Origin of the sequence: Flavonifractor sp. DFI.6.63 (genome assembly GCF_024462255.1) — a bacterium.
Taxonomy (GTDB): Bacteria; Bacillota; Clostridia; order Oscillospirales; family Oscillospiraceae; genus Lawsonibacter_A; species Lawsonibacter_A hominis.
Window position 1 is genome coordinate 12,980 of record NZ_JANGBE010000040.1, and the last position, 20,242, is coordinate 33,221.

At 63.4% G+C, this 20,242-nt stretch carries 19 protein-coding genes; 16 read left to right on the plus strand and 3 right to left on the minus strand.

Annotated features, from left to right (window positions below; translation table 11 throughout):
• The first annotated feature begins 142 nt into the window (after positions 1-142).
• From NE547_RS15845 to NE547_RS15900, 12 genes are all read left to right on the plus strand, one after another.
• Entirely contained in the window at positions 143-1,573 is a 1,431-nt protein-coding gene (locus NE547_RS15845) for a sigma-54-dependent Fis family transcriptional regulator (RefSeq protein ID WP_256176411.1), read from the plus strand.
• Between the two features lie 587 nt (positions 1,574-2,160).
• Positions 2,161-3,111, plus strand: a complete 951-nt coding sequence (locus NE547_RS15850; RefSeq protein WP_256176412.1) for an alpha/beta hydrolase — start codon at positions 2,161-2,163, stop codon at positions 3,109-3,111.
• A gap of 76 nt (positions 3,112-3,187) precedes the next feature.
• Positions 3,188-4,210 carry a LacI family DNA-binding transcriptional regulator gene (locus NE547_RS15855; RefSeq protein WP_256176413.1) on the plus strand — a complete coding sequence of 341 codons (1,023 nt, stop codon included), beginning with the start codon at positions 3,188-3,190 and terminating at the stop codon, positions 4,208-4,210.
• 142 nt (positions 4,211-4,352) lie between these two features.
• Entirely contained in the window at positions 4,353-5,465 is a 1,113-nt protein-coding gene (locus NE547_RS15860) for a PotD/PotF family extracellular solute-binding protein (RefSeq protein ID WP_186906856.1), read from the plus strand.
• Between the two features lie 84 nt (positions 5,466-5,549).
• Positions 5,550-6,401 (plus strand): ABC transporter permease, encoded by an 852-nt coding sequence (locus tag NE547_RS15865; RefSeq protein WP_186906857.1) that lies wholly within the window; start codon positions 5,550-5,552, stop codon positions 6,399-6,401.
• Positions 6,398-7,183, plus strand: coding sequence for an ABC transporter permease (locus tag NE547_RS15870; protein ID WP_186906858.1), 786 nt, complete (start codon positions 6,398-6,400; stop codon positions 7,181-7,183). The genes NE547_RS15865 and NE547_RS15870 overlap by 4 nt, the downstream gene beginning before the upstream one ends.
• Positions 7,180-7,719 (plus strand): cysteine hydrolase family protein, encoded by a 540-nt coding sequence (locus NE547_RS15875; RefSeq protein ID WP_186906859.1) that lies wholly within the window; start codon positions 7,180-7,182, stop codon positions 7,717-7,719. The genes NE547_RS15870 and NE547_RS15875 overlap by 4 nt, the downstream gene beginning before the upstream one ends.
• Positions 7,712-8,743: an ABC transporter ATP-binding protein gene (locus NE547_RS15880; RefSeq protein ID WP_186906860.1), complete on the plus strand. Its 1,032-nt coding sequence runs from the start codon at positions 7,712-7,714 to the stop codon at positions 8,741-8,743. The genes NE547_RS15875 and NE547_RS15880 overlap by 8 nt, the downstream gene beginning before the upstream one ends.
• Before the next feature lie 66 nt (positions 8,744-8,809).
• Positions 8,810-11,023, plus strand: a complete 2,214-nt coding sequence (locus NE547_RS15885) for an amylo-alpha-1,6-glucosidase (RefSeq protein WP_256176414.1) — start codon at positions 8,810-8,812, stop codon at positions 11,021-11,023.
• A 13-nt stretch (positions 11,024-11,036) separates the two neighbouring features.
• Complete coding sequence (locus NE547_RS15890; protein ID WP_186906862.1) at positions 11,037-11,960, plus strand: ribokinase; 924 nt, start codon at positions 11,037-11,039, stop codon at positions 11,958-11,960.
• On the plus strand, positions 11,957-12,352 hold the full coding sequence (rbsD, locus tag NE547_RS15895) for a D-ribose pyranase (RefSeq protein WP_186906863.1): 396 nt from the start codon (positions 11,957-11,959) through the stop codon (positions 12,350-12,352). Before NE547_RS15890 ends, rbsD begins: the two co-directional genes overlap by 4 nt.
• 462 nt (positions 12,353-12,814) lie before the next feature.
• On the plus strand, positions 12,815-13,945 hold the full coding sequence (locus NE547_RS15900) for a DUF4317 domain-containing protein (RefSeq protein WP_256176415.1): 1,131 nt from the start codon (positions 12,815-12,817) through the stop codon (positions 13,943-13,945).
• Positions 13,946-14,033: 88 nt separating this feature from the next.
• On the opposite strand, the gene NE547_RS15905 is transcribed toward NE547_RS15900, so the two are convergent.
• Both NE547_RS15905 and NE547_RS15910 read right to left on the minus strand, forming a co-directional pair.
• A complete protein-coding gene (locus tag NE547_RS15905; protein WP_256176416.1) occupies positions 14,034-15,197 on the minus strand; it encodes an aminotransferase class V-fold PLP-dependent enzyme in 1,164 nt (387 codons plus the stop codon).
• A gap of 9 nt (positions 15,198-15,206) precedes the next feature.
• Complete coding sequence (locus NE547_RS15910) at positions 15,207-16,394, minus strand: hypothetical protein (protein WP_256176417.1); 1,188 nt, start codon at positions 16,392-16,394, stop codon at positions 15,207-15,209.
• Between the two features lie 235 nt (positions 16,395-16,629).
• Between NE547_RS15910 and NE547_RS15915 the strand changes: the two genes are divergently transcribed.
• The 4 genes from NE547_RS15915 (at position 16,630) to NE547_RS15930 (ending at position 20,093) form a co-directional block, all read left to right on the plus strand.
• A complete protein-coding gene (locus tag NE547_RS15915; protein ID WP_186906867.1) occupies positions 16,630-17,241 on the plus strand; it encodes a ubiquitin in 612 nt (203 codons plus the stop codon).
• A 52-nt stretch (positions 17,242-17,293) separates the two neighbouring features.
• Positions 17,294-17,989: a response regulator transcription factor gene (locus NE547_RS15920; RefSeq protein WP_186906868.1), complete on the plus strand. Its 696-nt coding sequence runs from the start codon at positions 17,294-17,296 to the stop codon at positions 17,987-17,989.
• 85 nt (positions 17,990-18,074) lie between these two features.
• Entirely contained in the window at positions 18,075-18,572 is a 498-nt protein-coding gene (locus tag NE547_RS15925) for a hypothetical protein (RefSeq protein WP_256176418.1), read from the plus strand.
• Positions 18,573-18,584: 12 nt separating this feature from the next.
• On the plus strand, positions 18,585-20,093 hold the full coding sequence (locus tag NE547_RS15930) for a cell wall metabolism sensor histidine kinase WalK (RefSeq protein WP_256176419.1): 1,509 nt from the start codon (positions 18,585-18,587) through the stop codon (positions 20,091-20,093).
• A 59-nt stretch (positions 20,094-20,152) separates the two neighbouring features.
• Here NE547_RS15930 and NE547_RS18675 read toward each other — a convergent pair whose 3' ends face one another.
• A complete protein-coding gene (locus NE547_RS18675; RefSeq protein WP_370826984.1) occupies positions 20,153-20,239 on the minus strand; it encodes an IS3 family transposase in 87 nt (28 codons plus the stop codon).
• Positions 20,240-20,242 lie beyond the last annotated feature (3 nt).

Genomic DNA, 20,242 nt, shown 5'->3' on the forward strand with positions numbered 1-20,242 from the left:
CATATCAAGAAACGCCGTCTTTTCGTATTTTCCCTTCAATTGCTACATTTTGCGGCGAAATATGTATATGCATTTTTGCATATGCATTTTTGCGTATACTTACATCAGGTCCACCTGAGTGGGATTGGTACCGGAGGTAAACATGGACAATTTGTTGCTGGAACGTTCAAAAGACAATATTTATCTTGATATCGTGAATTCTATCTATGACGGAGTGTGCATTTATGATGGACAGGGGCGCCCCGTTTACGCCAACGACGCACATATGAAGTATCTCGGCTTCCAAGAAGACGAGTTTTGGCGCATCGACCTGGATACCATGATTAGACTGGATCCTCCTTTGGTCTCCCGCGCGGTTACTTTGGAAGTGCTGAAAACCAAGCAGCCACGCACCCGTATGGTGGATTACTACCGCACAGGGAAATCCTGCCTGGTCTCGGCTATGCCCTTCTATCTGGAGACCGGCGAAGTCTTGGTAACCTCCATCATCCGGGATGTCACTGAGCTTTTGGCACTGCAGCGCAGAGTGGAGGAGTCGGAGGCGCTGCAGGAAAATTACCGCAGCCGGGTTAAAGAACTGGAAAGCAACTATGTCAATCCCACCATTGCCCGGACCAAGAGCAAGGCCATGTCGGATATCTTCGAAAAAGCATCGCGCATCTTCAACATCACCGCACCGGTGCTGTTGGGCGGCGAGACCGGGGTGGGGAAGGACTTTTTTGCGAAATACCTTCATGAAAACAGCACCATGGAGGGTCCGTTTATTAAGGTCAACTGCGGTGCCATCCCGGACAATCTATTGGAATCCGAACTATTTGGTTACGAGGCCGGGGCATTCACCGGTGCCAACAAGAAAGGCAAAGCAGGCTTGATTGAGCTGGCGGATAATGGTACGCTGTATTTGGATGAAATTGCAGACCTCCCCCTAGCCCTGCAGGTGAAACTGCTTGGAGTCATTCAGGATCGGCAGGTCTCCCGGCTGGGGGGCACCAAGTCAAAGCCCATCAACTTCCGAATTATTGCCGCCACAAACGCAGATCTGAAGGCACGCATCGCCGCAGGGCTCTTTCGCGCCGATCTCTACTACCGCTTAAATGTAATCAGCTTCAATCTCCCGCCTCTGCGGCAGCGGCGGGAGGATATTTTCCCCTTGGCCGACTTCTTTCTCCGTGAGCTAAACACGGAGTACCACAAACACATGTTTTTCGAGCCCCGAGCCATTCGGCTTTTAAACGCCTATGACTGGCCTGGAAATATCCGAGAACTGAAAAACACCTTGGAACGTATCGTGGTCATGATCAATGAGTCCTGTATTACCCGGGAGACACTAGAACAGAATTTGCTCTCTTGGGAGACGCACTCCGACCTATCGGACAAGCCAGGTGCGACCCTGTTGAACACACCCGGCGAACTGAAAGAAAAGGTGGCCCGGTTTGAGCAGGCAATTATTGCCGAGGCGATCCGTGACTACGGCACTCTAAACAAGGCTGCTGAAGCTTTGGGAATCGATGTATCTACTCTGGTACGAAAGAAGAAAAAATTTGTCTCTGGTACCCCAGTACAACACGAATAACTTTCTTTTTATAAAATTCGTTTCTTTTTATGCTCCCCGCACGTTCTGAAAAAAGCGGCCGTCTCATGACGGCGAACCAAAACATGCATGGTGCACCGCCTTTTCAGAGCCACGATTCTTTCCGATCTTAAGCGAACCCTCCGGTGCGGCGCTGAATAACGCGCCACATCGGAGGGTTTCATAAAACTTCAGGTTTCTTTACCCCCTGCCCCGTTGTGTCTCCACAATTTCATTTTTGCTGCAGTTTGGAATTACAGCCATCGCGCAACGATACCCGCAGCGGACAAGGGACAATACGCCTGCCAGCGGCCAAAATCAGCGCTGACGGCGTTATTGCCTTCGGCGGGCGCCGCCCGGCAAGGGGGATAACGCAGCCGGCGGGCCTATTGGTCCCGAAAAACCGTATTGTCCCTTATCCTCCGGGGGCGGCGTATGATAAGAGACCGGTTGACAGGACCTCTCACAGCTTCCCATCAACCACCCTCGTTCCCACCCTCCTTCAGGAAAACGCTGCTGCAGCTCGTCTTGCGGCGGGAGACGCGCTGTGGTATGCTTTGATTGACATCCTGTTTTGGGAGGAATGTGCCATGGACCGGATCGTTCCAGGCCCGTATCCCTATGATCCTGCGCTGTCTGCGCCGCCACCTCCGCCGCGGGACTACCGGCGCCCCGGGGAAGCATTGCGCCGGAAGCTGGTTCGCCGCCGGGAGCATGCCCAGGTGCGCTCCTGGCGGCCGCCGGAGGGGGTGGCGGTCCACCGCTTCGTCTACCCCGGCGCGGACAGGGCGGCCATTTCGTGCTGGAGCGTAGCGGCGGGCGAGGCCACCGAGCGCCGCCCCGGTGTGCTCTACTTCCACGGAGGCGCCTTTCTGTTCGCCCTGGAGCCTATGATGCTGGAAAACGCCGCCTGGTTTGCCGCCGCGCTGGGCGTACGGGTCTTCCTGCCGGAATACCGGCTGGCCCCGGAGCACCCTTTCCCCACGCCCCTGCTGGATTGTTTCCGGCTGCTGCAATTTCTGTCCGCCGGGAACGCCCCCTGCGCCGTGGACCCGGACCGTCTCCTTCTCTACGGCGAGAGCGCCGGAGGCTGTCTGGCCGCCGGAACTGCGCTGCTCGCCCGGGATGGGGGCGGCCCGCCCCCCCGGGGGCAGGTCTTGATCTATCCCGTCCTGGACCGGACCATGGCCTGTCCCTCTCACCGGCTCTTCCCGGCGGCCCCTTGGCCGCCCTCCGCCAACCGCCAGGCGTGGGAGCTCTATCTGCGCCGCGGCGCGGGAGACATGGCCGCTTACGCTTCCCCGCTGTCCGCCCAGGACTTGTCCCGGCTTCCGCCCGCCTATGTGGAGTCCCAGGAATTTGATATCCTCCGGGACGAGGCCGAAGCCTATGCCCGCAGGCTCCGAAGCGCCGGAGTGGCTGCGCAGCTCTGGCGGGTCCCCGGCTCCTACCACGGCTTTGACGCCGACCGGGACAGTCCCCTGGTCGGTCAGGCGCTGGAACGCCGGGTCAGGGCCATGGCGGCCATGCTGGATCTCTGAACGGGCCTTCTTTTACGAAAACGGTTTACTTTTGTCCGAAAATGTGATAAGGTAAAAAGACCAAGGGAGGGAGGAGATGGAGAAGCCTATGACCATCAAGGATATTGCCCGGATTGCCGGAGTTTCCCCTGCCACCGTCTCCCGCGTGATCAACAACAACCCTGCCGGAGTGAGCCGGGAGACCCGCGCACACATCCAGCAGATCGTACAGACCTACGGCTACCAGCCCAACAACGTAGCCCGCAGCATGATCACAAAGCGCTCCAATACCATCGGCGTGGTGGTGCCCGACATCGTAAACCAGTTCTATACCCTGCTGCTCAAGGGTGTGGAGGACATGGCCGCCTCCCGCGGCTACAGCGTGGTGCTCTGCAACTCCAACAACAACGAGGACAAGGAGCTGCGCAACCTCAGCTATCTGCGGGACAACTACGTAGCGGGCATCATCTACAACAACTACCGCATGAGCGAGCGCACCGCCAACCTGATCCGGAGCAGCCGGGTGCCTCTGATCTTTGTGGACAACTGGGGCGATCCCATCGACGGCATCTGCGTGCGCATCAACCATCAGCACGGCATGGCGGCAATGGCCAACTATCTGCTGGACATGGGGCACCGCGCCTTTGCCTATCTGGCCGGACCGGAGGGGGTCTTCTCCGCCGATATGCGCCGCCGGGGCTTTCTGGACGCGCTGGAGGAGCGGGGCATCCCTTTCGCCCCTAGGGGCGTTTTGCAGCACTGCGCCTATTCGGAGGAGGCAGGATATGAGGCGGCCAAGCAGCTGCTGGATGAAAAGCGCTCCATCACCTGCTTTGTCTGTGCCAACGACCTGATCGCCTACGGGGTGATCCGCCTGCTCAACGAACGCGGCCTGCGGGTGCCCGACGACTGCTCGGTCACCGGCTTCGACGACATTCCCTTTTCCCGCCTGCTCAACCCCGGGCTGACCACGATTTACAACCCGGTGCAGCAGCTGGGGCGCTCCGCCGCCCAGCTGCTCATCGACCACATCGAAGGCGCCCCCCCGCCGCCGCAGCGGGAGCTTCTGTTTGACACCCATTTGGTGCGGCGGGCTTCCGTCAAATTTCTGCCGTCTTGAAGGAAAACGTTTTCTCTTTTTTCGTTGACTTCTGCAGTGCAGTGTGCTATTCTGATCCTGCGAGCAGAACATAAATCGCTCTCTTTGGAACTGGAACTAAAACGTTTTATCTCTGAACCAATTATTTTATGGAGGTGTCAAAATGAAAAAGCTTGTCTCTTTGCTCCTGGCCGGTCTAACGCTCTTCTCCCTTGCCGCCTGCTCCGGCGGCGGAAGCGGCGGAGGCGGGACGGCCGCCCCCCAGAACTCCGGTACGGGGGAGGGCGGCGCGGTCCGCACCCTGACCGTGGCCAACTGGCAGGGCTACGGCTCCGATGCGGAGTACGCCGTCCAGGCCTTTGAGGAGGCCAACAACTGCAAGGTGGTCCATCAGTATTTCGATTCCGAAGAGGCCCTGCTGAACATGCTCCGCCAGGGCGGCCTGGGGCAGATCGACGTGGTGCTGCCCAACATGGCCTATGTGGCCATCGGCAAGCGCGAGAACCTGTTCCAGCCCATCGACGTGAGCCGGCTGGAGAATTATGGCGACCTGCGGGAGGACATCCGCGATGTGGAGGATGTGAAGGACGCCGACGGCAACATCCTCGGGGTGCCCTGGACCTGGGGCACTACCTCCCTGGGCTATAACCCGGACGCCATCTCGGACACGGTGGATTCCTGGGGCATCCTGTGGGACCCTGCTTATCAGAACAAGATCGCCTTCTTTGACGACCACACCACCGCGGTGATGATCGCCGCCACCTACGCCGGGGAAGATCCCTACGATCCCGACCTGGACGTGGTGAAGGATACCCTGCTCTCTCTGAAAGCCAACTGTAAGCTCTTCTGGAGCAGCTATGACTCCTTTGCCAAGCCCTATTCCGCCGGCGAAGTGGTCGCCGGCAGCGTCTGGTCCGGTGCCGCCACCCAGCTCAACGCCACCGGCCAGAAGATGACCTATGTCTATCCCAAGGAGGGTACCATCGCCTGGGTGGACTATTGGGCCATTCCCAAGGACGCGCCCAACGAGGATCTGGCCTACAAGTGGATCGACTGGATGACCTCTCAGCAGTTCCAGTCCACCTATGCCGCCGATCTGGAGATGCAGCCCCCCATCCCCTCCAACACCAAGGTGCTGGACAGTCTCTCCGGCGATGTGAAGGCCGCCCTGTACGTCGACAACGGCCTGCCGGAGAAGCTGGTGTTCCAGAAAGAGATCCCGGAGGAGACCAACCAGGCCTGGCTGGACCTGTGGAACGAGGTCAAGGCCTCCTGAGCACGCGATCATCAACGGGGGAGACGGATCCGCGCAGCCGTCTCCCCCGTCTTGTTTCATCACTCTGAGAAGGGCGGAACGCGCATGACGAAATCCAAACTTTCTACCTGGCTGCTCATGCTGCCCAGCACCGGGATGCTGGCTCTGCTGGTGGTGGCGCCGCTGGCTGTGCTGGTCTTTGCCAGCCTGATCCAGGGAAACAACCTGGCCCTGGATGCGGCGCTGAGTCTGGGCAATTACGCCACCATTTTGGAAAAGGGGCTCTTTTTTCCGCTGATGGGCAAATCCCTGGCCATGGCGGGCAGCGTCACCGCGGCCTGCATCCTGCTGGCCTACCCTACCGCCTACGGCCTGGCCAAATGCGTGGGCGAAAAGCACCGCAACCTGCTGGTGGTACTCATCATCATCCCCTTTTTCACCTCCCAGCTGCTGCTGATCTACTCCATGATGGTCCTGCTGCAGGCCAACGGCCCTGTCATGAGCCTGCTGGGCCTGTTCGGCCGGAACGCCTCCACCTCCATCCTGTACACCAATTTTGCGGTGTTCCTGATCCTGCTGTATGAATTTCTGCCCTATATGGTGCTGTGTCTTTATTCCTCCATGTGCAAGATCGAGGATAACCAGCTCTACGCCGCCCAGGTCATGGGCGCGGGCAAGGCGCGGCGGTTCCTGGACGTGATCTTCCCGCTCTCCTCCCCCGGTCTGCTCTCCGGCATCATCATCGTCTTCGTCCCGGCGGCGGGCAGCTTTGTAGAGGCCAATCTGGCCGGCGGCACCAACGGGATGCTGATCGGCTCCTATATCGACACCAACTTCTCCGTATCGCTGAACATCGGCCGGGGCTGCGCCCTGTGCGTGCTGTTCCTGCTGGTCCTGTGCGTCATCACGCTTATCATCAACGCCGTTATCCGCGGCGTGGCAGGGAGGCGGCTATGAAAAAACGGTATCCCTTCATCCGGGCGGTCATGATCGTGGTGTACGCATTTATCTTCCTGCCCATCTTCATCGTCGCGCTCATGAGCTTCAATGCCTCCCAGTACGGCACCTTTCCTTTCGTATTCTCCACCAAGTGGTACGTCCGCCTGTTCACAGGGGCCAGCCTGGGGGGCGCCACCTGGCTTTCCATCTGGTTTTCCCTGCTGGTGACCCTCACCATGGTGGTGGTGGGCGTCATGACCAGCCTGGGGCTCAAACGCTCCAACGCCAAATTTGCCAAGGTGTTCTCCGCCCTGCTGAACATGGGCGTCATCATCCCCTGGCTGGTGCTGGGCGTGGCGCTGCTGATGATCTTCAATTTCATCGGCCTGGGCCGGTCCTATCTGGGCATGTATCTGGGCAACAGCATCTGCGTGCTGCCCTATGTGGTACTGCTGGTCTACCCGGCCCTGTGCGAGCTCAACGACAACCTGGAGTTCGCCGCCCGCGCCATGGGGGCGAGCCCCCTGCGTGCCTTCTTCACCGTGGTGCTGCCCGGCATTTTCCCCGCCGTGGCCGCCGGGGGCCTGATGGCCTTTATGGTCTGCTTCAATAATTTCGTCATCCAGTACTATCTGGCCCCCTTCGGCGTGCGTACCCTGCCCCTGGAGATCTACAACATGGTCCGTGTGGGCTATAAGCCGGACATCAACGCCCTGGCCACCATTATGGTGCTGGTCTCCACGGCGCTGGTCTATCTGGTGAACAAGCTGGGTTACGGCAGCAAGAGGTCTCTGCTATGAGCGGGGCGGCGCTTCTGGTCATCGACATGCAGCGGGTCTACGCGCCCGGCGGCGCGTGGGCCACGCCGGGCTTCGACCGGGCCGAGGCCAATATCCTGCGCCTGTGCCGGCGCTATCCCAGGCGTCTGTTTACCCGGCACCTGCCCTTTTCCGATCCCCCCGGCACCTGGAAGCGCTACAACGCGGAGTTTGCCGGGATCAACCGGGATCCGGAGTGCGCCCGCCTGGTCCCCGCTCTGGAAGCGCTCGGCCACCTTTCCTTTGAAAAGCAGACCTATTCCGCCCTCTCCAGCGGCGCTCTGCGCGCCCACCTGCTGGCGGCGGATTACGCTGAGATCCTGATGACCGGCGTCCAGAGCGAATTCTGCGTCCTGGCCACCCTGATGGACGCGGTAGACCTGGGCCTGCCCGTTACTCTGGTATGGGACGCCTGCGCCGGCTCCAGCCCCGCGCTGGACGCCGCCCTGCACGATATCGCCGCCCTGATGCCCTGTCAGGTACGGCTTGCAACGACGGAGGAAGTACTCAATGGCTGATTTGAAGATCGTGGACGTGCGAAAAAGCTACGGAAAAAAGGAAGTGCTCAAGGGGGTATCGCTCACCGCCGGGACCGGGGAATTCCTGGCTCTGCTGGGCCCCTCCGGCTGCGGCAAGACCACCCTGCTGAATACCATCAGCGGCATCGTCCGGCAGGACGCGGGTCAGGTGCTGGTGGACGGCCGGGACATCAGCCGCTCTCCCATCGAGAAGCGCAACATCGGCGTGGTGTTCCAAAATTACGCCCTGTTCGCCCATATGAACGTATTTGAAAACGTGGCCTACCCCCTGCGCCTGAAAAAGGTCCCCAAGGCGGAGCTGCAGCAGCGGGTCGGCCAGGCCCTGGAGACCGTGCGGCTGGACGGCTACGCGCCCCGGCGCATCGCTCAGCTCTCCGGCGGCGAGCAGCAGCGGGTGGCTCTGGCCCGGGCCATCGTCTACCGGCCGGACATCCTGCTGCTGGACGAGCCGCTCTCGGCCCTGGACCGGAAGATCCGGGAGCAGATGCAGATCGAAGTACGCCGTATCCAGCGGGAGATCGGCATCACCACCGTCTTTGTCACCCACGACCAGGGGGAGGCGCTCTCCATGGCCGACCGGGTGCTGTTGATGCACGGCGGGCAGATCATCGAAGACAATACCCCCGCCGAGGTGTACCTCCACCCCAAATCCGCCTTTGCCGCCGACTTTATCGGGGCCTCCAACGTGCTGGAGGGCCGCTACGAACATGGCCGGGTGAACGCCGGGGGGCTGGCCCTGCCCGTGGGCGAGCAGGCCGTCTCCGACGGCGCCCGGGTGCGCGCGCTTATCAAGGAGGAGAACCTGGCCCTCCTCCCCCCGGGCCAGGGGGATCTGAGCGCCCGGATCCAGGACAAACTGTTTTTGGGCCAGTCCATCCGCATCACGCTGCGCTGCGGGGAGCGCATCCTGTTCGCCCTGATCCCCGCCCGGGAAGCCGAACCGCTCACCGTGGGCTCCGACGTGGACCTGCGGGTCATGGGCGCGTCGGTGTTCGCTTTGTAACCCCCCGGCCGTCCCCGCGGGGCTGTCCAATCAAACACCGCGTGCGTGCGCGGTAAGGAGGGCATTATGTTTCAAATTTCAAGGGAAAAATACTTTAATACCTGGAGCGCCAAAAGTCCGGCGGCCATGATGTTTCTGCCTGCCCGGCTGTCCGTGTCTCTGGGGGCGTACAGCTTTTCCAGCGGCGCCTACACCAGCTTCCCCTTCAGCGAACACATCAAGCTCTATGAGCACGACGCCGACGGCCGCTACTGCCGTCTGACCGCCGAGCACAACGGCACGGTACTCCAGCTGGAATACTGGAAGAGCGACCCCTGGACCGTCCGGGGCCGGGTGAGCACCCTGGCCAACGGGGAATGGGGCCTGCGCTTTCTGCCCGTGCTCACCGTCGGGTTCGAGGGGGACGGCTGCGTCTCCCGCGCGCCGGACGGAAGCGTCGCCATGGCCCTGCGCAGCTACCGCTTTGCGGTGGCGCTGAAGGACCGCCCCATCCGGGAGTGCCTGACCGACGACGAGGGCTACGTGGGCCGCCGCATGGAAGAGCTGGGCTATTACGCCCCTCTGGAAGACGCTCCCCGGCCCAGGTACCGCAGCTTCCTCTATAACCTGGAGGAGACCCCGGTCATCGACTTCGCCCTGTGCGCAGCCAATGGGGATGCCGGCGCCCGCGCGGGGGCGGAAGCCGCCCTGGCGCTGGAGCAGGACGCGCTGGACGCCATCCGCGCCCGGGCGGGAGAAGCCCTGCAGCAGGAGGGCCGCTTCGGCTGCTGCGCGGAGGCCCTGCGGGACGTGATGGCCTGGAACACCTTGGCCGACTTCAAAAACGGCCGGGTGCTCACCTCCCTCACCCGTTTCTGGATCGATAAGAAGTTCGGCGGCTGGTTCCTCTGGCTGGACGACGTGCTCTACCACGCCCTCTGCGCCGCCTGGTCCGGCGATTGGGCCACCGCCCGCTGCAACATCTGCGCCAGCATGGAGAACGCCGTCCCCGCCGGGAACCTGGCCTGCCTCATGTCGGAGTTTACCGAGTGGGTGGACCGCTCCCAGCCGCCCATCTTCGGCTATATCGTACTGAAATACTATGAGCTGACCCACGACCTTTCCCTGGTACGCCAGGTGTTCCCCACCCTGCACCGGGCGCATCTGTGGTGGTTTGAGCACCGGGACGGCAACGGCAACGGCGTGCTGGAGTACGGCAGCTCCCCCGACTGCGGGGACGGCCATTTCAAGCGCACCAAGCTGGCCGCCAAGGACGAGGCCGCCATGGACAACAGCCCCATGTACGACAGCGCCCGCTTCGTGCCTGAGGCAGGCACCCTTAACATGGAGGACGTGGCCCTCAACAGCCTGCTGGCGCTGGAGGGAGAGTCCCTGGCCAAGCTGGCCCGGGCGCTGGGGGACGCGGATACGGCCCGGACGCTGAGCGCCCAGACCGACGCCTTCAAGCGCCGCATCGACGAGCGGCTCTGGGACGAGGAGCGGGGACTTTACGCCAACCGCCACTGGGAAAACGGCTTTGTCAGCCCCTCCCCCACCAGCTTCTATCCCCTGGTGGCCGGCATTCCAACTCCGGAGCGGGCGCGCCGTCTGGTGGAGCACATCTTCGACGAGAGCGAATTCTGGACGGCGGCTCCCCTGCCCTCCATCTGGCAGAAGGACCCCGCGGTCCGGGACGACGTGTACTGGCGGGGGCGCATGTGGCCGCCGCTGAACTTCTTCACCTACCTGGGCCTCAAGCGCTACGGCTTCCAGGAGGAAGCCCACCGCCTGGCGCAGCGCAGCGCCCAGGTCTTCGCCCGAGCCTGGGAGGAGGAACGGGCCTGCTATGAGAATTACAACACCTTCACCGGCGTGGGAAAGAGCGTGGACGCCGACCCCTTCTACGGCTGGGGCGCTCTGCTGCCCCTAATGTGGGTGCTGGAATTTGTAGACACCGACCCCGACGGCGGTCTGAGCTTCGGCTCGATCTCCGGAGAGGCGATGCAGCTGCGCCACCTGCGCACCTATCTGGGCCAGATGGAGCTGCGCCTGGGCGACGCCGCGCAGGTGGACCTGGACGGCCGGACCGTCTTCCGCTCCAACGCCCGGGGACGCTTCTCCGGCTTCCTCTATGAAAGCCACTACGCGCAGCTCACCGTCCCGGCCCAACCGGAGGAGACCTGGGTGGAATTCCCGGCCGCCGAACCGGTATCTGTCTGCGTGAATGGAGCGGCCGTCCCTCCCGCCGCCCGCATCTCCCTCCCGGCGGGACGCGCCGCCCGCATCCAGCTCTGGTACTGAGGGGGGACGCCGGATGAAGGTACTGTGCGTCGGCTCTCTCAATTTGGATTATACCTATCAGGTGGACCACTTCGTCCGCCCCGGCGAGACCCTGGCCGCCCGGGCGCGGAGCGTCCATTGCGGCGGCAAGGGGCTGAACCAGTCCATCGCCGCCGCCAAGGCCGGCCTGCAGGTCTGGCACGCCGGTCTGGTGGGGACGGGCGGCGCGCCGCTCCTGGACGCGCTGCAGCGCTACGGGGTGGATACCGGCCTGATCCGCGCCCTGGACCAGCCCTGCGGGCACACCGTCATCCAGGTGACGGAAGCCGGGGAAAACTGCATTCTCCTCTACGGCGGCACCAACACCTGCCTGACCGAGTCTTTTGTGGATGAGACGCTCTGCCGTTTTGCACCGGGGGATGTGCTGCTCCTGCAAAACGAGGTCAACGGCATCCCCTACCTGATCCGGCAGGCGGTCCGCCGGGGCCTGCGGGTGGCCTTCAACGCCGCCCCCATGGCGCCGGAGGTGGCGGATTACCCGCTGGAACTGCTCTCCTGGCTGGTCATCAACGAGGGGGAGGGCGCCGCCCTGGCGGGAACCCAGGCGCCCGCGGACATTCTGGACCGTCTGGCCCAGCGCTGCCCCGATACCCAGCTGCTGCTCACGCTGGGCGCCGGGGGCTCCGTCTGCCGCGCCGGCGGGGAGACCTGGTCCTGCGGCGTTTTTCCGGTGCGTCCGGTGGACACCACCGCAGCGGGGGACACCTTTCTGGGCTACTATCTGGGCGCGCTGCTCGCCGGCGCTCCCATACCGGAAGCCCTCCGGCTCTCCTCCGCCGCCAGCGCCCTGTGCATCCAGCGCCGGGGCGCGGCCGACGCCATTCCCCTGCTGGAGGAGGTCCGCGCCGCCCTGGCCGCGGGCAGCCTGGGGGAAATGGGGAAAGGAGCTTCTTTATGAAAAAAGGCAAGCTGCTCCACAGCGCGCTTTCCCATGAGATCGCCAAGCTGGGACACACCCAGACCTTGGTCCTGGGCGACGCGGGGCTTCCCATCCCGCCCGAGACCCGGCGGATCGATCTGGCCGTCACACAGGGCGTTCCCGCGCTCCTGTCCGTGCTGGACGCCGTGTTGTCCGAGCTGGCCGTGCAGAAGATCACGCTGGCCGAGGAGATCAAGACGGCCAGCCCGGAAATGGACCGTTCCATTCGCAGCCGCTTTCCGGGCACGCAGATCTGCTACGTCCCTCACGAGGCGTTCAAAGCCCTGCTTCCTCAGGCCGCCTGCGTGGTGCGCACCGGGGAGACCACTTCCTATGCCAACGTGATCCTGGAGTCCGGCGTCACCTTTTAGCGTCGGTCCTCCAGCCTTCGGAACGGCTGGCAGCGGGAGATTTTTGCCGGACAAGCAGCTTCCCGCCGCAAGCCTGCCGGATTCCCGGGGAAACCCAGGCCGTCCGGGCAAAAAAGACCCGCTGCCCCGGCGCTTGTAATACTGTTTCTTAATAAAAAAGTTTAGTAAGCCTTTTTATTGCGGCGTATGACGCCGCAGCGCCTGTGGCGTAAGCAACAGTATTGACGACATTCCTGGCGGCTACGCCGCCGAGCCACATTCTGTGGCCTCCACAAAACGGTTCAACCGTTTTATGGAGAATTGGTATAAGATTGGGATACAGACCCTGGGGCTTGCGGCGCCGTTCCATCCGCATTATAATAGGGGTTCCCGGCCATAGCCGGGGACCCCTCAGTTTTTTCCGCAGGCGCCTTGCCGCTTTGCCGGCGGCGCCCCCCATTCCTATGATGAAAGAGGATCCCGATGAACGAAAAAGAAATCGCAGAGCTGCGCCGCCGTTTCCGGCCGGAGAAGACCAGCATCACGCACATCCGCGGCTGCTGTGTCAACGAAAACCGGGAGATCGTCTCCCAATTTGACCAGTCCCTGGCCCTCCTGTCCCAGGAGGAAAGCGAAAAATTTCTCTCCCTTCTCCGCAAGACGCTCTCCGGCGGCATAGGCAAAAACCTGGTGGACATCACCTTTACCACCCAGCAGGTGGTGGACAGTCCGGAGCACAGGCTCCTCATGGCCCTGCGCAGCTCCGCCCTGAAGGACGAGCAGGCGGTGCAGACCTTTTTCCAGCAGGTGATCGGCAGCCTGTCGCTGGAGGGCAATTACCTGATCCTGCTGGCCCGGGACGCCTACGACGTACCTTACCGCTCCCGGGACGGGGAACGGCAGGACGACGCCTCCGCCGAGGTCTTCTCCTACCTTCTGTGCGCGGTGTGCCCCGTCAAACAGACCAAGCCGGGCCTGAGCTACCATATCCGGGAAAACGAGTTCTGCACGCCGGTGCCGGACTGGCTGGTCTCCGCCCCCGAGCTGGGCTTTCTCTTTCCCGCCTTTGACGAGCGCACCACCAACCTGTATAACGCGCTGTACTACACGCGGGACACCGCGGAAAATCACCCGGAGGTCGTGGACGCACTCTTCCGCAGCCCCATCCCCATGCCCGCCTCCGCCCAGAAAGAGACGTTCCAGTCCCTGCTGGGCGATACGCTTGGAGCGGATTGCAGCCTGGAGGTGGTGCAGGCCGTGCAGGAGCAGCTGTGCCAGCTCATTCAGGAGCACAAGGAATGCAGGCAGGCCGAGCCGCTGACCCTGTCCAAGGGCACGGTAACGTGCGTGCTCCGGTCCTGCGGCGTATCAGACCGCCACGCGGAGTCCTTCGACGGAAAGTATGACGAGGCCTTCGGCCCGGACGCCGCCCTGAGCCCCGGCAATCTGGTGGACACCAGGCAGCTGGAGCTGCGCACCCCGGACGTGACCATCCGGGTCAGCGCCGAACGGGGCGATCTGGTAGACACCCGCGTCATCGACGGAGTCAAGTACATCCTCATTCGCGCCGACGAGGGCGTACAGGTCAACGGCGTCAACGTACAGATCTCCTGACCGCCTGCGCGCTTCGCCCTTCCATGCAAAACGGCCCGCGCCCCGAATCAAAGGGGGTGCGGGCCGCTTTCGCCGGGTCTGCGCCTGTTCAGCCGCCCGTCTCCAGCAGCAGCTCGTACACGGCGCCATGCACATAGTCGATCTCTTCAAAGCGGGTGAACGGTCCCACGGAAAAGCGCACCGCCCCCTGCGGGAAGGTCCCCAGCGTCCGGTGGGCCATAGGCGCGCAATGGAGGCCGCAGCGGGTCTCGATCCCATACTCCTGTTCCAGACGGAAGGCCATCTCTCCGTTATCGGCGTGAAGGAAGTCCACCGACACCACACCGGTGCGGCGCTTCACCTCCCGGGTCCCCAACACCCGCAGGCCGTCCTCCTCCAGCTCCATCAGCCGCGCCCAGAGGTGTCCGCCCAATTTGCGCACCCGGTCCCGGAGGGGCGCTCCCATCCGCTCCAGATAATCCAGCGCGGCTCCCAGGCCGTAAATGCCCGGCAGGTTGAGGGTGCCCGCCTCCAGCCGGTCGGGCAGGAACGGCGGCATATCCAGCGATTCGGACCGGCTGCCGGTACCGCCGGAGAGCAGCGGCTCCAGTTCGGCCGCCAGCGCGTCGGTAACCACCACGCCCCCGATGCCCTGGGGGCCCAGCAGTCCCTTGTGGCCCGGGAAGGCCAGGCCGTCGATCCCCATCGCGGCCATATCCACCGGCACGCACCCCAGCGTCTGAGCCGCGTCCACCAGGAAAAAGATGCCCCGCGCACGGCACATCGCCCCAATCTCCCCAATGGGAAACAGGGTGCCCGACACGTTGGAGGCATGCGTCAGGATCACGCAGCGGGTGTCTTGCGTCAGCATTTCCTCCGCCTGCTCCAGCAAAAGCTCCCCCTGCCCGTTGCAGGGCAGGCGGTCCACACGCACGCCTGCCGCCTCCAGCTGGTTCAGGGGGCGCAGCACCGCGTTGTGCTCCATTGCGGAGGTGACCGCCCGGTCGCCGGGCCGCAGCAGGCCCTTGAGCAGCAGGTTCAGGCCATGGGTGGCGCCGCCCGTGAAGACCACGTTCCGCGTCCCCGGGCCGCCCACCAGGGCGTTCAGCCGCTCCCGCACCGACAGGACGGTCCGCCCCGCCGCGCAGGCTCCGGGGTAGCTGCCCCGGCCGACGTTGCAGCCGATCCGGCCGATATAATCCGCCATGGCCTCTCCCACGCCGGGTGCCTTGGGAAACGCGGTGGCCCCGTTATCCAGATATACCCTTCTCATGCCGTTTCCTCACAATTCGCTCTCCACCGCCAGGCGGATACTGTACCCCGCCTGCTGCAGCCGGGGCAGGATGCGGGACAAGATCCCGGCGCCCGCGGCGCCGTCGTCCAGGGTAATACGCACGCTTCCGCGCTCCGCCGCCGCCGCCAGGATGGCGTTTGCCTGGGCGGCCTGGCCCCGTCCGTCGTCCAAGCCGTCCACATTGCCTGTCCAGCAGGCCCAGCCCAGCTGCGTCAGCCATCGGAGCACCTGGCCGTCGTTCTGCTCCAGCGCCGCGGTATGGATCCGCAGGCGGGCGATGCGCTCCAGCAGGGCGCTGCCCTGGGACAACGACGCCTGGACCGCATCCAGATCGCCGCCCGGGAGCAGCAGCCCCACTGCGTGGCCGGAGCCCACCACACGCCGCACCTGATCACCCCTTCCGGCCAGATCCTCCGGCCAGAACAGGAACAGGGCACGCACGCCGCTGCGGTCCAGCGTATCGAGGATCGCCTCCAGTCCGCTGCCGTCGGTACACTGGAAGGCCAGATACAGCCGCACGCCGTTCCGGTCCGGCGTCTCAGCCCCGCCCGGCGTGGGCGCGGACGGGACCGTCTGTCCCGGAGCCGTCGTGACCGCCGGAACGCTGGCGGAGGGCGACAAGCTGCGGATATAATCGTTGTACCGGTTCTGGAGCCGGCCGGAGACCATCGCCACCTCCAAAAATTCCTGGGTGCTCAGGCTCTCCTTGCCGTTTGTCAGCCGCAGGAACGTTCCGTAGGGCGTCAGCCGCTGGCTGGTGGTCAGCTCGCAATAGCGGCTGACCCGGTTCAGCGGCAGGAAAATGGTCCCGTTTCGGATAATGGCGCGCATGCCCATGCTCTCTCCGGTATTCTGATCGGTGCAGGTACCGGCGTTCAGATCGAAGCGCAGGGTCCCGCCGATGCGGTACATATACAGATAATACCCCGAATCATCCCGCATTACGCTGAAGGATACCCCCAGGGCCACTCCGGTCACATTTCCGTCGAAGAGGGTATAGGGCGCGTACAGCACTCCGTCGGACTGAAAGGGCATGGCCTCGGCGGACATGTCCACAAAGCGGTCGTTCACCGCCATCTGATAGACCGATTCCTCCGATGCGGCGGCGGAGAGCGCCAGCGCCATCACCAGAGCCGCCGCGCAAAGGCAGGCCAGCAGCCGCCGGAGTCGTTTCATTCCATACCACCCCCCAGATCATTTGCCTTGGGCTTTGCTGCATTATATCATTTTTTAAACCGTATGGCAACCGGCCGCGCCGGACGGAATCGCCCGCTTGCACCGGCAGGCGGCGCATAGTATAATAGATTTGCCTGACCTTGGATTTAACCGGATTTTAAGAAAGTCTAAAGGCCAATTTAGCCCGCGCCGGTTATACTTTCTACAGAACAACCGGCGAAAGGATGTGCACCCTATGGCGGTCACGTTGGAACAAGTGGAGCGGCTGCGGGAAGAAGCGGACCTGTCTTACGAGGAGGCCCGCGCCCTGCTGGAACAGACGCAGGGCGACCTGCTGGAGGCCCTGATTCTGCTGGAGCGGCAGGGCCGCACCAGGGGCGCAGCCAAAAGCGCCTACTACTCCACCCGGCCCAGCCGGGATGCGGCGGAGGGGGCCGCCCTGGTCCCCACAGCGCCCTCCCGGGGCGGCCGCCGCAGAAGCGCGGGCCAGGACGCGGAGCGCCCCGGCTTCCGGGCTCAGCTCAAGGCCTTGCTGCTGGCCGCTGTGGATCTGCTGCGGCACAGCACCGTCAATCAGTTTGAGGTTTGGCGGCATGGGGAGATGATGACCTCCCTGCCGGTACTGATCCTGATCCTGCTCATCCTTGTGGCCTTCTGGATCTCCGTGCCGCTGCTCCTTTTGGGATTGTTTTTCGGATGCAGATACCGTTTTTCCGGCCCGGATCTGGAAAAAAGCGGGGCAGGAGACGCCGTCAACCGGGTGACGGGCGTCGTCGGCGATGCGGTGGAGCAGGTGAAGGACGCGTTTACCCGCGCCGCGCAAGGCAAGGACGACCCCAAAAAGTAACCCGCGCACAGCCCCGGCTGGAACGCGCGATTCGATGGGAGGAGGCGGCGGCATGGCCGAAAAGATCCTTTTGGTGGAGGATGAGGAGAAACTGGCCCGCATGGTGGAGCTGGAGCTGCAATACGAGGGATACCAGGTGGATAAGGCCTTCGACGGCCGGACCGGACTGGACCGCGCTCTGTCGGGAGAATACGACCTGGTGCTGCTGGACATCATGCTTCCCGCCCTGTCGGGCATGGAGGTGCTGCGCCGCCTGCGGAAGGAGAGCCAGCTGCCCGTTATCATGCTCACCGCCCGGGATACGGTGGTGGATAAGGTCTCCGGCCTGGACATGGGGGCCGACGATTACATCACCAAGCCCTTCGCCATCGAGGAGCTTCTGGCCCGCATCCGGGCCGCCCTGCGCAAGCGCCCCGCCCAGGCCGCGGAAGAGCCCCGCAGCCTGCTCGCCGCGGGGGCGCTCACCATGGACACCGAGCGCCACGAGGTGGAGGTGCGCGGTCAGAGCGTGGAGCTGACCCGCCGGGAGTTTGACCTGCTGCGCTACCTGCTGGAGAACAAGGAGAAGGTCATCTCCCGGGAATCTCTGCTGGATCACGTGTGGGGCTTCGATTTTGTGGGGGAGACCAACGCTGTGGACGTGTATATCCGCTTTCTTCGCTCCAAAATCGACGAACGCTTTGACATCAAGCTGATCCACACCGTCCGGGGTGTGGGATATGTCATCCGCGAGGACGGGAACGGCTGACGGCTCCGGGCCGGGAGCGCCGGACCGATCCTCCGCCGCCCGCACGGATGCGGGCCGGCATTTACAGGAAAAGAGGGACCGGATCATGGACATCAACGCCATCGTATACACCAGCGCCACCGGCTTTACCGCCCGCTACGCCGCCCTGCTGGCCGAGCGGACCCGCCTGCCGGCTTACGAGCTGGCTCAGGCCGGAACCGCGCTTTCCAAGCGCGCCCCCGTGCTCTATTTGGGCTGGCTGTGCGCCGGCGGGATCAAAGGGCTGAAAAAGGCCGCCGCACGCTTTGACGTGAAGGCCGTCTGCGCTGTGGGCATGTCCCTTCCAGACCCGGCCTATACCGCCAAGCTGGCCTTGCCCGCCGCGCTGAAGCAGGTCCCGCTGTTTTATCTGCGGGGCGGCTATGCCCCTGACCGGCTCACCGGCATCTATCGGCCTATGATGGCCCTGATGGCCAAGGCCGTGACCAAGACCCCGCCCAAGGACGCCGGAGAACGCGCCATGCAGGCTGCCTTCCTCCACGGCGGCGACTGGGTGAGCGAACAGGCCCTGACGCCGGTGCTGGAGCGGCTGGCCGAACGATAAGGAGGCACCGTGATGACCCGCAACCCCAACAACAAGCCGCCCGGACGGATCAGATCCTCCATTGTGGCCCGGCTGAATACCCGGCTGTTCTTCCGGCTGCTGGGCATCTATTTCTGCATGGATCTGCTGCTCTGCCTGCTGTTCTCCGGCGGACTGTTTTTCTATGCCGAGCGGCAGGCTGCGGACATCAGCCTTCTGGTCCAGGAGCGGGGCGTGCCCACGGCGGAGGCAAGCGCGTGGATGCAGGCGGGCGACTCCATCGTCACCGCGGGCATCTCCGAGGTGCAGGGGATACCCCTGCCCGGCTGGCTGCCCTCTCCTGCGGAGACCACCGGGGGAGTGCGGTACTTCGACCCCGGTGACACAGAGCTGTTCTCCCTTGTCACCTTCCATACCGGCGGCGTGACCAGCTACACCCTTCAAATGGATTCCGACGGCACGCCCTATACCATCTGGCTGGATCTGTCCGCCCCCGCGTCCATCTTCCTCTTCGCCGCCCGGGTCCTGCTGATCTGCCAGCTGGTGAGTTTGATCTCCAACCTGTTTAAAAACGCCGGGTCCATCAAGAAGGTGCTGCGTCCCATCCAGGAGCTGGCCGCCACTGCCGCCAAGCTCAACAACGTCTCCGGCATGTCGCCGGAGGAGCTGAAGGTGCTGGCCGGAAAGCTGGATGAGATCAACGCCACCCATCTGGACCAGCGCATCAATCTGCCCGGAACCCAGAAGGAGCTTCAGACTCTGGCGCAGGCCATCAATGCCATGCTGGACCGGATCAATGAGGCCTACCGCTCTCAGATGCGGTTTGTCTCTGACGCCAGCCACGAACTGCGTACCCCCATCGCGGTCATCCAGGGATACGCCAACCTGCTCAACCGCTGGGGGAAGGACGATCCGGCCACCCGGCAGGAGGCCATCGACGCCATCCGGCAGGAGGCCGATTCCATGAAGGAGCTGGTGGAGCAGCTGCTTTTCCTAGCCCGCGGCGACAACGACTCCATGCACATCCAGATGGAGGCCTTCGACCTCACCGAGGTGGCCGCCGAGGTGCTGCGCGAGACGGAGATGATCGACCAGACCCATCGCTTTGCATCCCATTGGGACGGGGCGGTCCCCGTCTTCGCAGACATGGGGCTGATGAAGCAGTGCCTGCGCATCCTGGTGGACAACTCCATCAAATATACCCCCGCCGGCGGTCTCATCACCCTGCGCTCCTCTGTTGCGGACGGCGCGGCCCGCATCTCGGTCCAGGACGAGGGACAGGGCATCGATTCCGAAAGCCTGCCTCATATCTTTGAGCGCTTTTACCGCACCGATGTGTCTCGTGCCCGCCAGACCGGCGGTACCGGCCTGGGTCTGGCAATCGCCAAGTGGATCGTCGACCGCCACGGCGGCTGGTTCGAGGTGCGCTCCTGGCCCGGTGTGGGGACCCGCATGACCGTTGTGCTTCCCCTGGCCAACCTGGGCGGGCAGAGCGACGACAGCCAGGAAGACCCCGGAGCGGACGCCAGGCAGAGTGCCTGACGGCGGCGCGCCCAAAAGTGTCCCGCCCCCAGTCAAGTAGACAGGTGAAAAAAGAAAAATTACGCCACGAGGGTCTGGTTCCTGTAAGCAAGGGGAGCCAGGCCCTTTAACTTAGCTTGAAGTCGCCTTGTATTGTAAAAGTCCATGTA

Bases quoted from the DNA above. Each gene is read 5' to 3' on its own strand.
- NE547_RS15845 (WP_256176411.1), top strand. From the start codon at position 143: ATGGACAATTTGTTGCTGGAACGTTCAAAAGACAATATTTATCTTGAT.
- NE547_RS15885 (WP_256176414.1), top strand. From the start codon at position 8,810: ATGTTTCAAATTTCAAGGGAAAAATACTTTAATACCTGGAGCGCCAAA.
- NE547_RS15930 (WP_256176419.1), top strand. From the start codon at position 18,585: ATGACCCGCAACCCCAACAACAAGCCGCCCGGACGGATCAGATCCTCC.
- NE547_RS15900 (WP_256176415.1), top strand. From the start codon at position 12,815: ATGAACGAAAAAGAAATCGCAGAGCTGCGCCGCCGTTTCCGGCCGGAG.
- NE547_RS18675 (WP_370826984.1), bottom strand. From the start codon at position 20,239: ATGGACTTTTACAATACAAGGCGACTTCAAGCTAAGTTAAAGGGCCTG.
- rbsD (WP_186906863.1), top strand. From the start codon at position 11,957: ATGAAAAAAGGCAAGCTGCTCCACAGCGCGCTTTCCCATGAGATCGCC.
- NE547_RS15925 (WP_256176418.1), top strand. From the start codon at position 18,075: ATGGACATCAACGCCATCGTATACACCAGCGCCACCGGCTTTACCGCC.
- NE547_RS15905 (WP_256176416.1), bottom strand. From the start codon at position 15,197: ATGAGAAGGGTATATCTGGATAACGGGGCCACCGCGTTTCCCAAGGCA.
- NE547_RS15915 (WP_186906867.1), top strand. From the start codon at position 16,630: ATGGCGGTCACGTTGGAACAAGTGGAGCGGCTGCGGGAAGAAGCGGAC.
- NE547_RS15875 (WP_186906859.1), top strand. From the start codon at position 7,180: ATGAGCGGGGCGGCGCTTCTGGTCATCGACATGCAGCGGGTCTACGCG.
- NE547_RS15855 (WP_256176413.1), top strand. From the start codon at position 3,188: ATGGAGAAGCCTATGACCATCAAGGATATTGCCCGGATTGCCGGAGTT.
- NE547_RS15865 (WP_186906857.1), top strand. From the start codon at position 5,550: ATGACGAAATCCAAACTTTCTACCTGGCTGCTCATGCTGCCCAGCACC.
- NE547_RS15880 (WP_186906860.1), top strand. From the start codon at position 7,712: ATGGCTGATTTGAAGATCGTGGACGTGCGAAAAAGCTACGGAAAAAAG.
- NE547_RS15850 (WP_256176412.1), top strand. From the start codon at position 2,161: ATGGACCGGATCGTTCCAGGCCCGTATCCCTATGATCCTGCGCTGTCT.
- NE547_RS15920 (WP_186906868.1), top strand. From the start codon at position 17,294: ATGGCCGAAAAGATCCTTTTGGTGGAGGATGAGGAGAAACTGGCCCGC.
- NE547_RS15910 (WP_256176417.1), bottom strand. From the start codon at position 16,394: ATGAAACGACTCCGGCGGCTGCTGGCCTGCCTTTGCGCGGCGGCTCTG.
- NE547_RS15890 (WP_186906862.1), top strand. From the start codon at position 11,037: ATGAAGGTACTGTGCGTCGGCTCTCTCAATTTGGATTATACCTATCAG.
- NE547_RS15870 (WP_186906858.1), top strand. From the start codon at position 6,398: ATGAAAAAACGGTATCCCTTCATCCGGGCGGTCATGATCGTGGTGTAC.
- NE547_RS15860 (WP_186906856.1), top strand. From the start codon at position 4,353: ATGAAAAAGCTTGTCTCTTTGCTCCTGGCCGGTCTAACGCTCTTCTCC.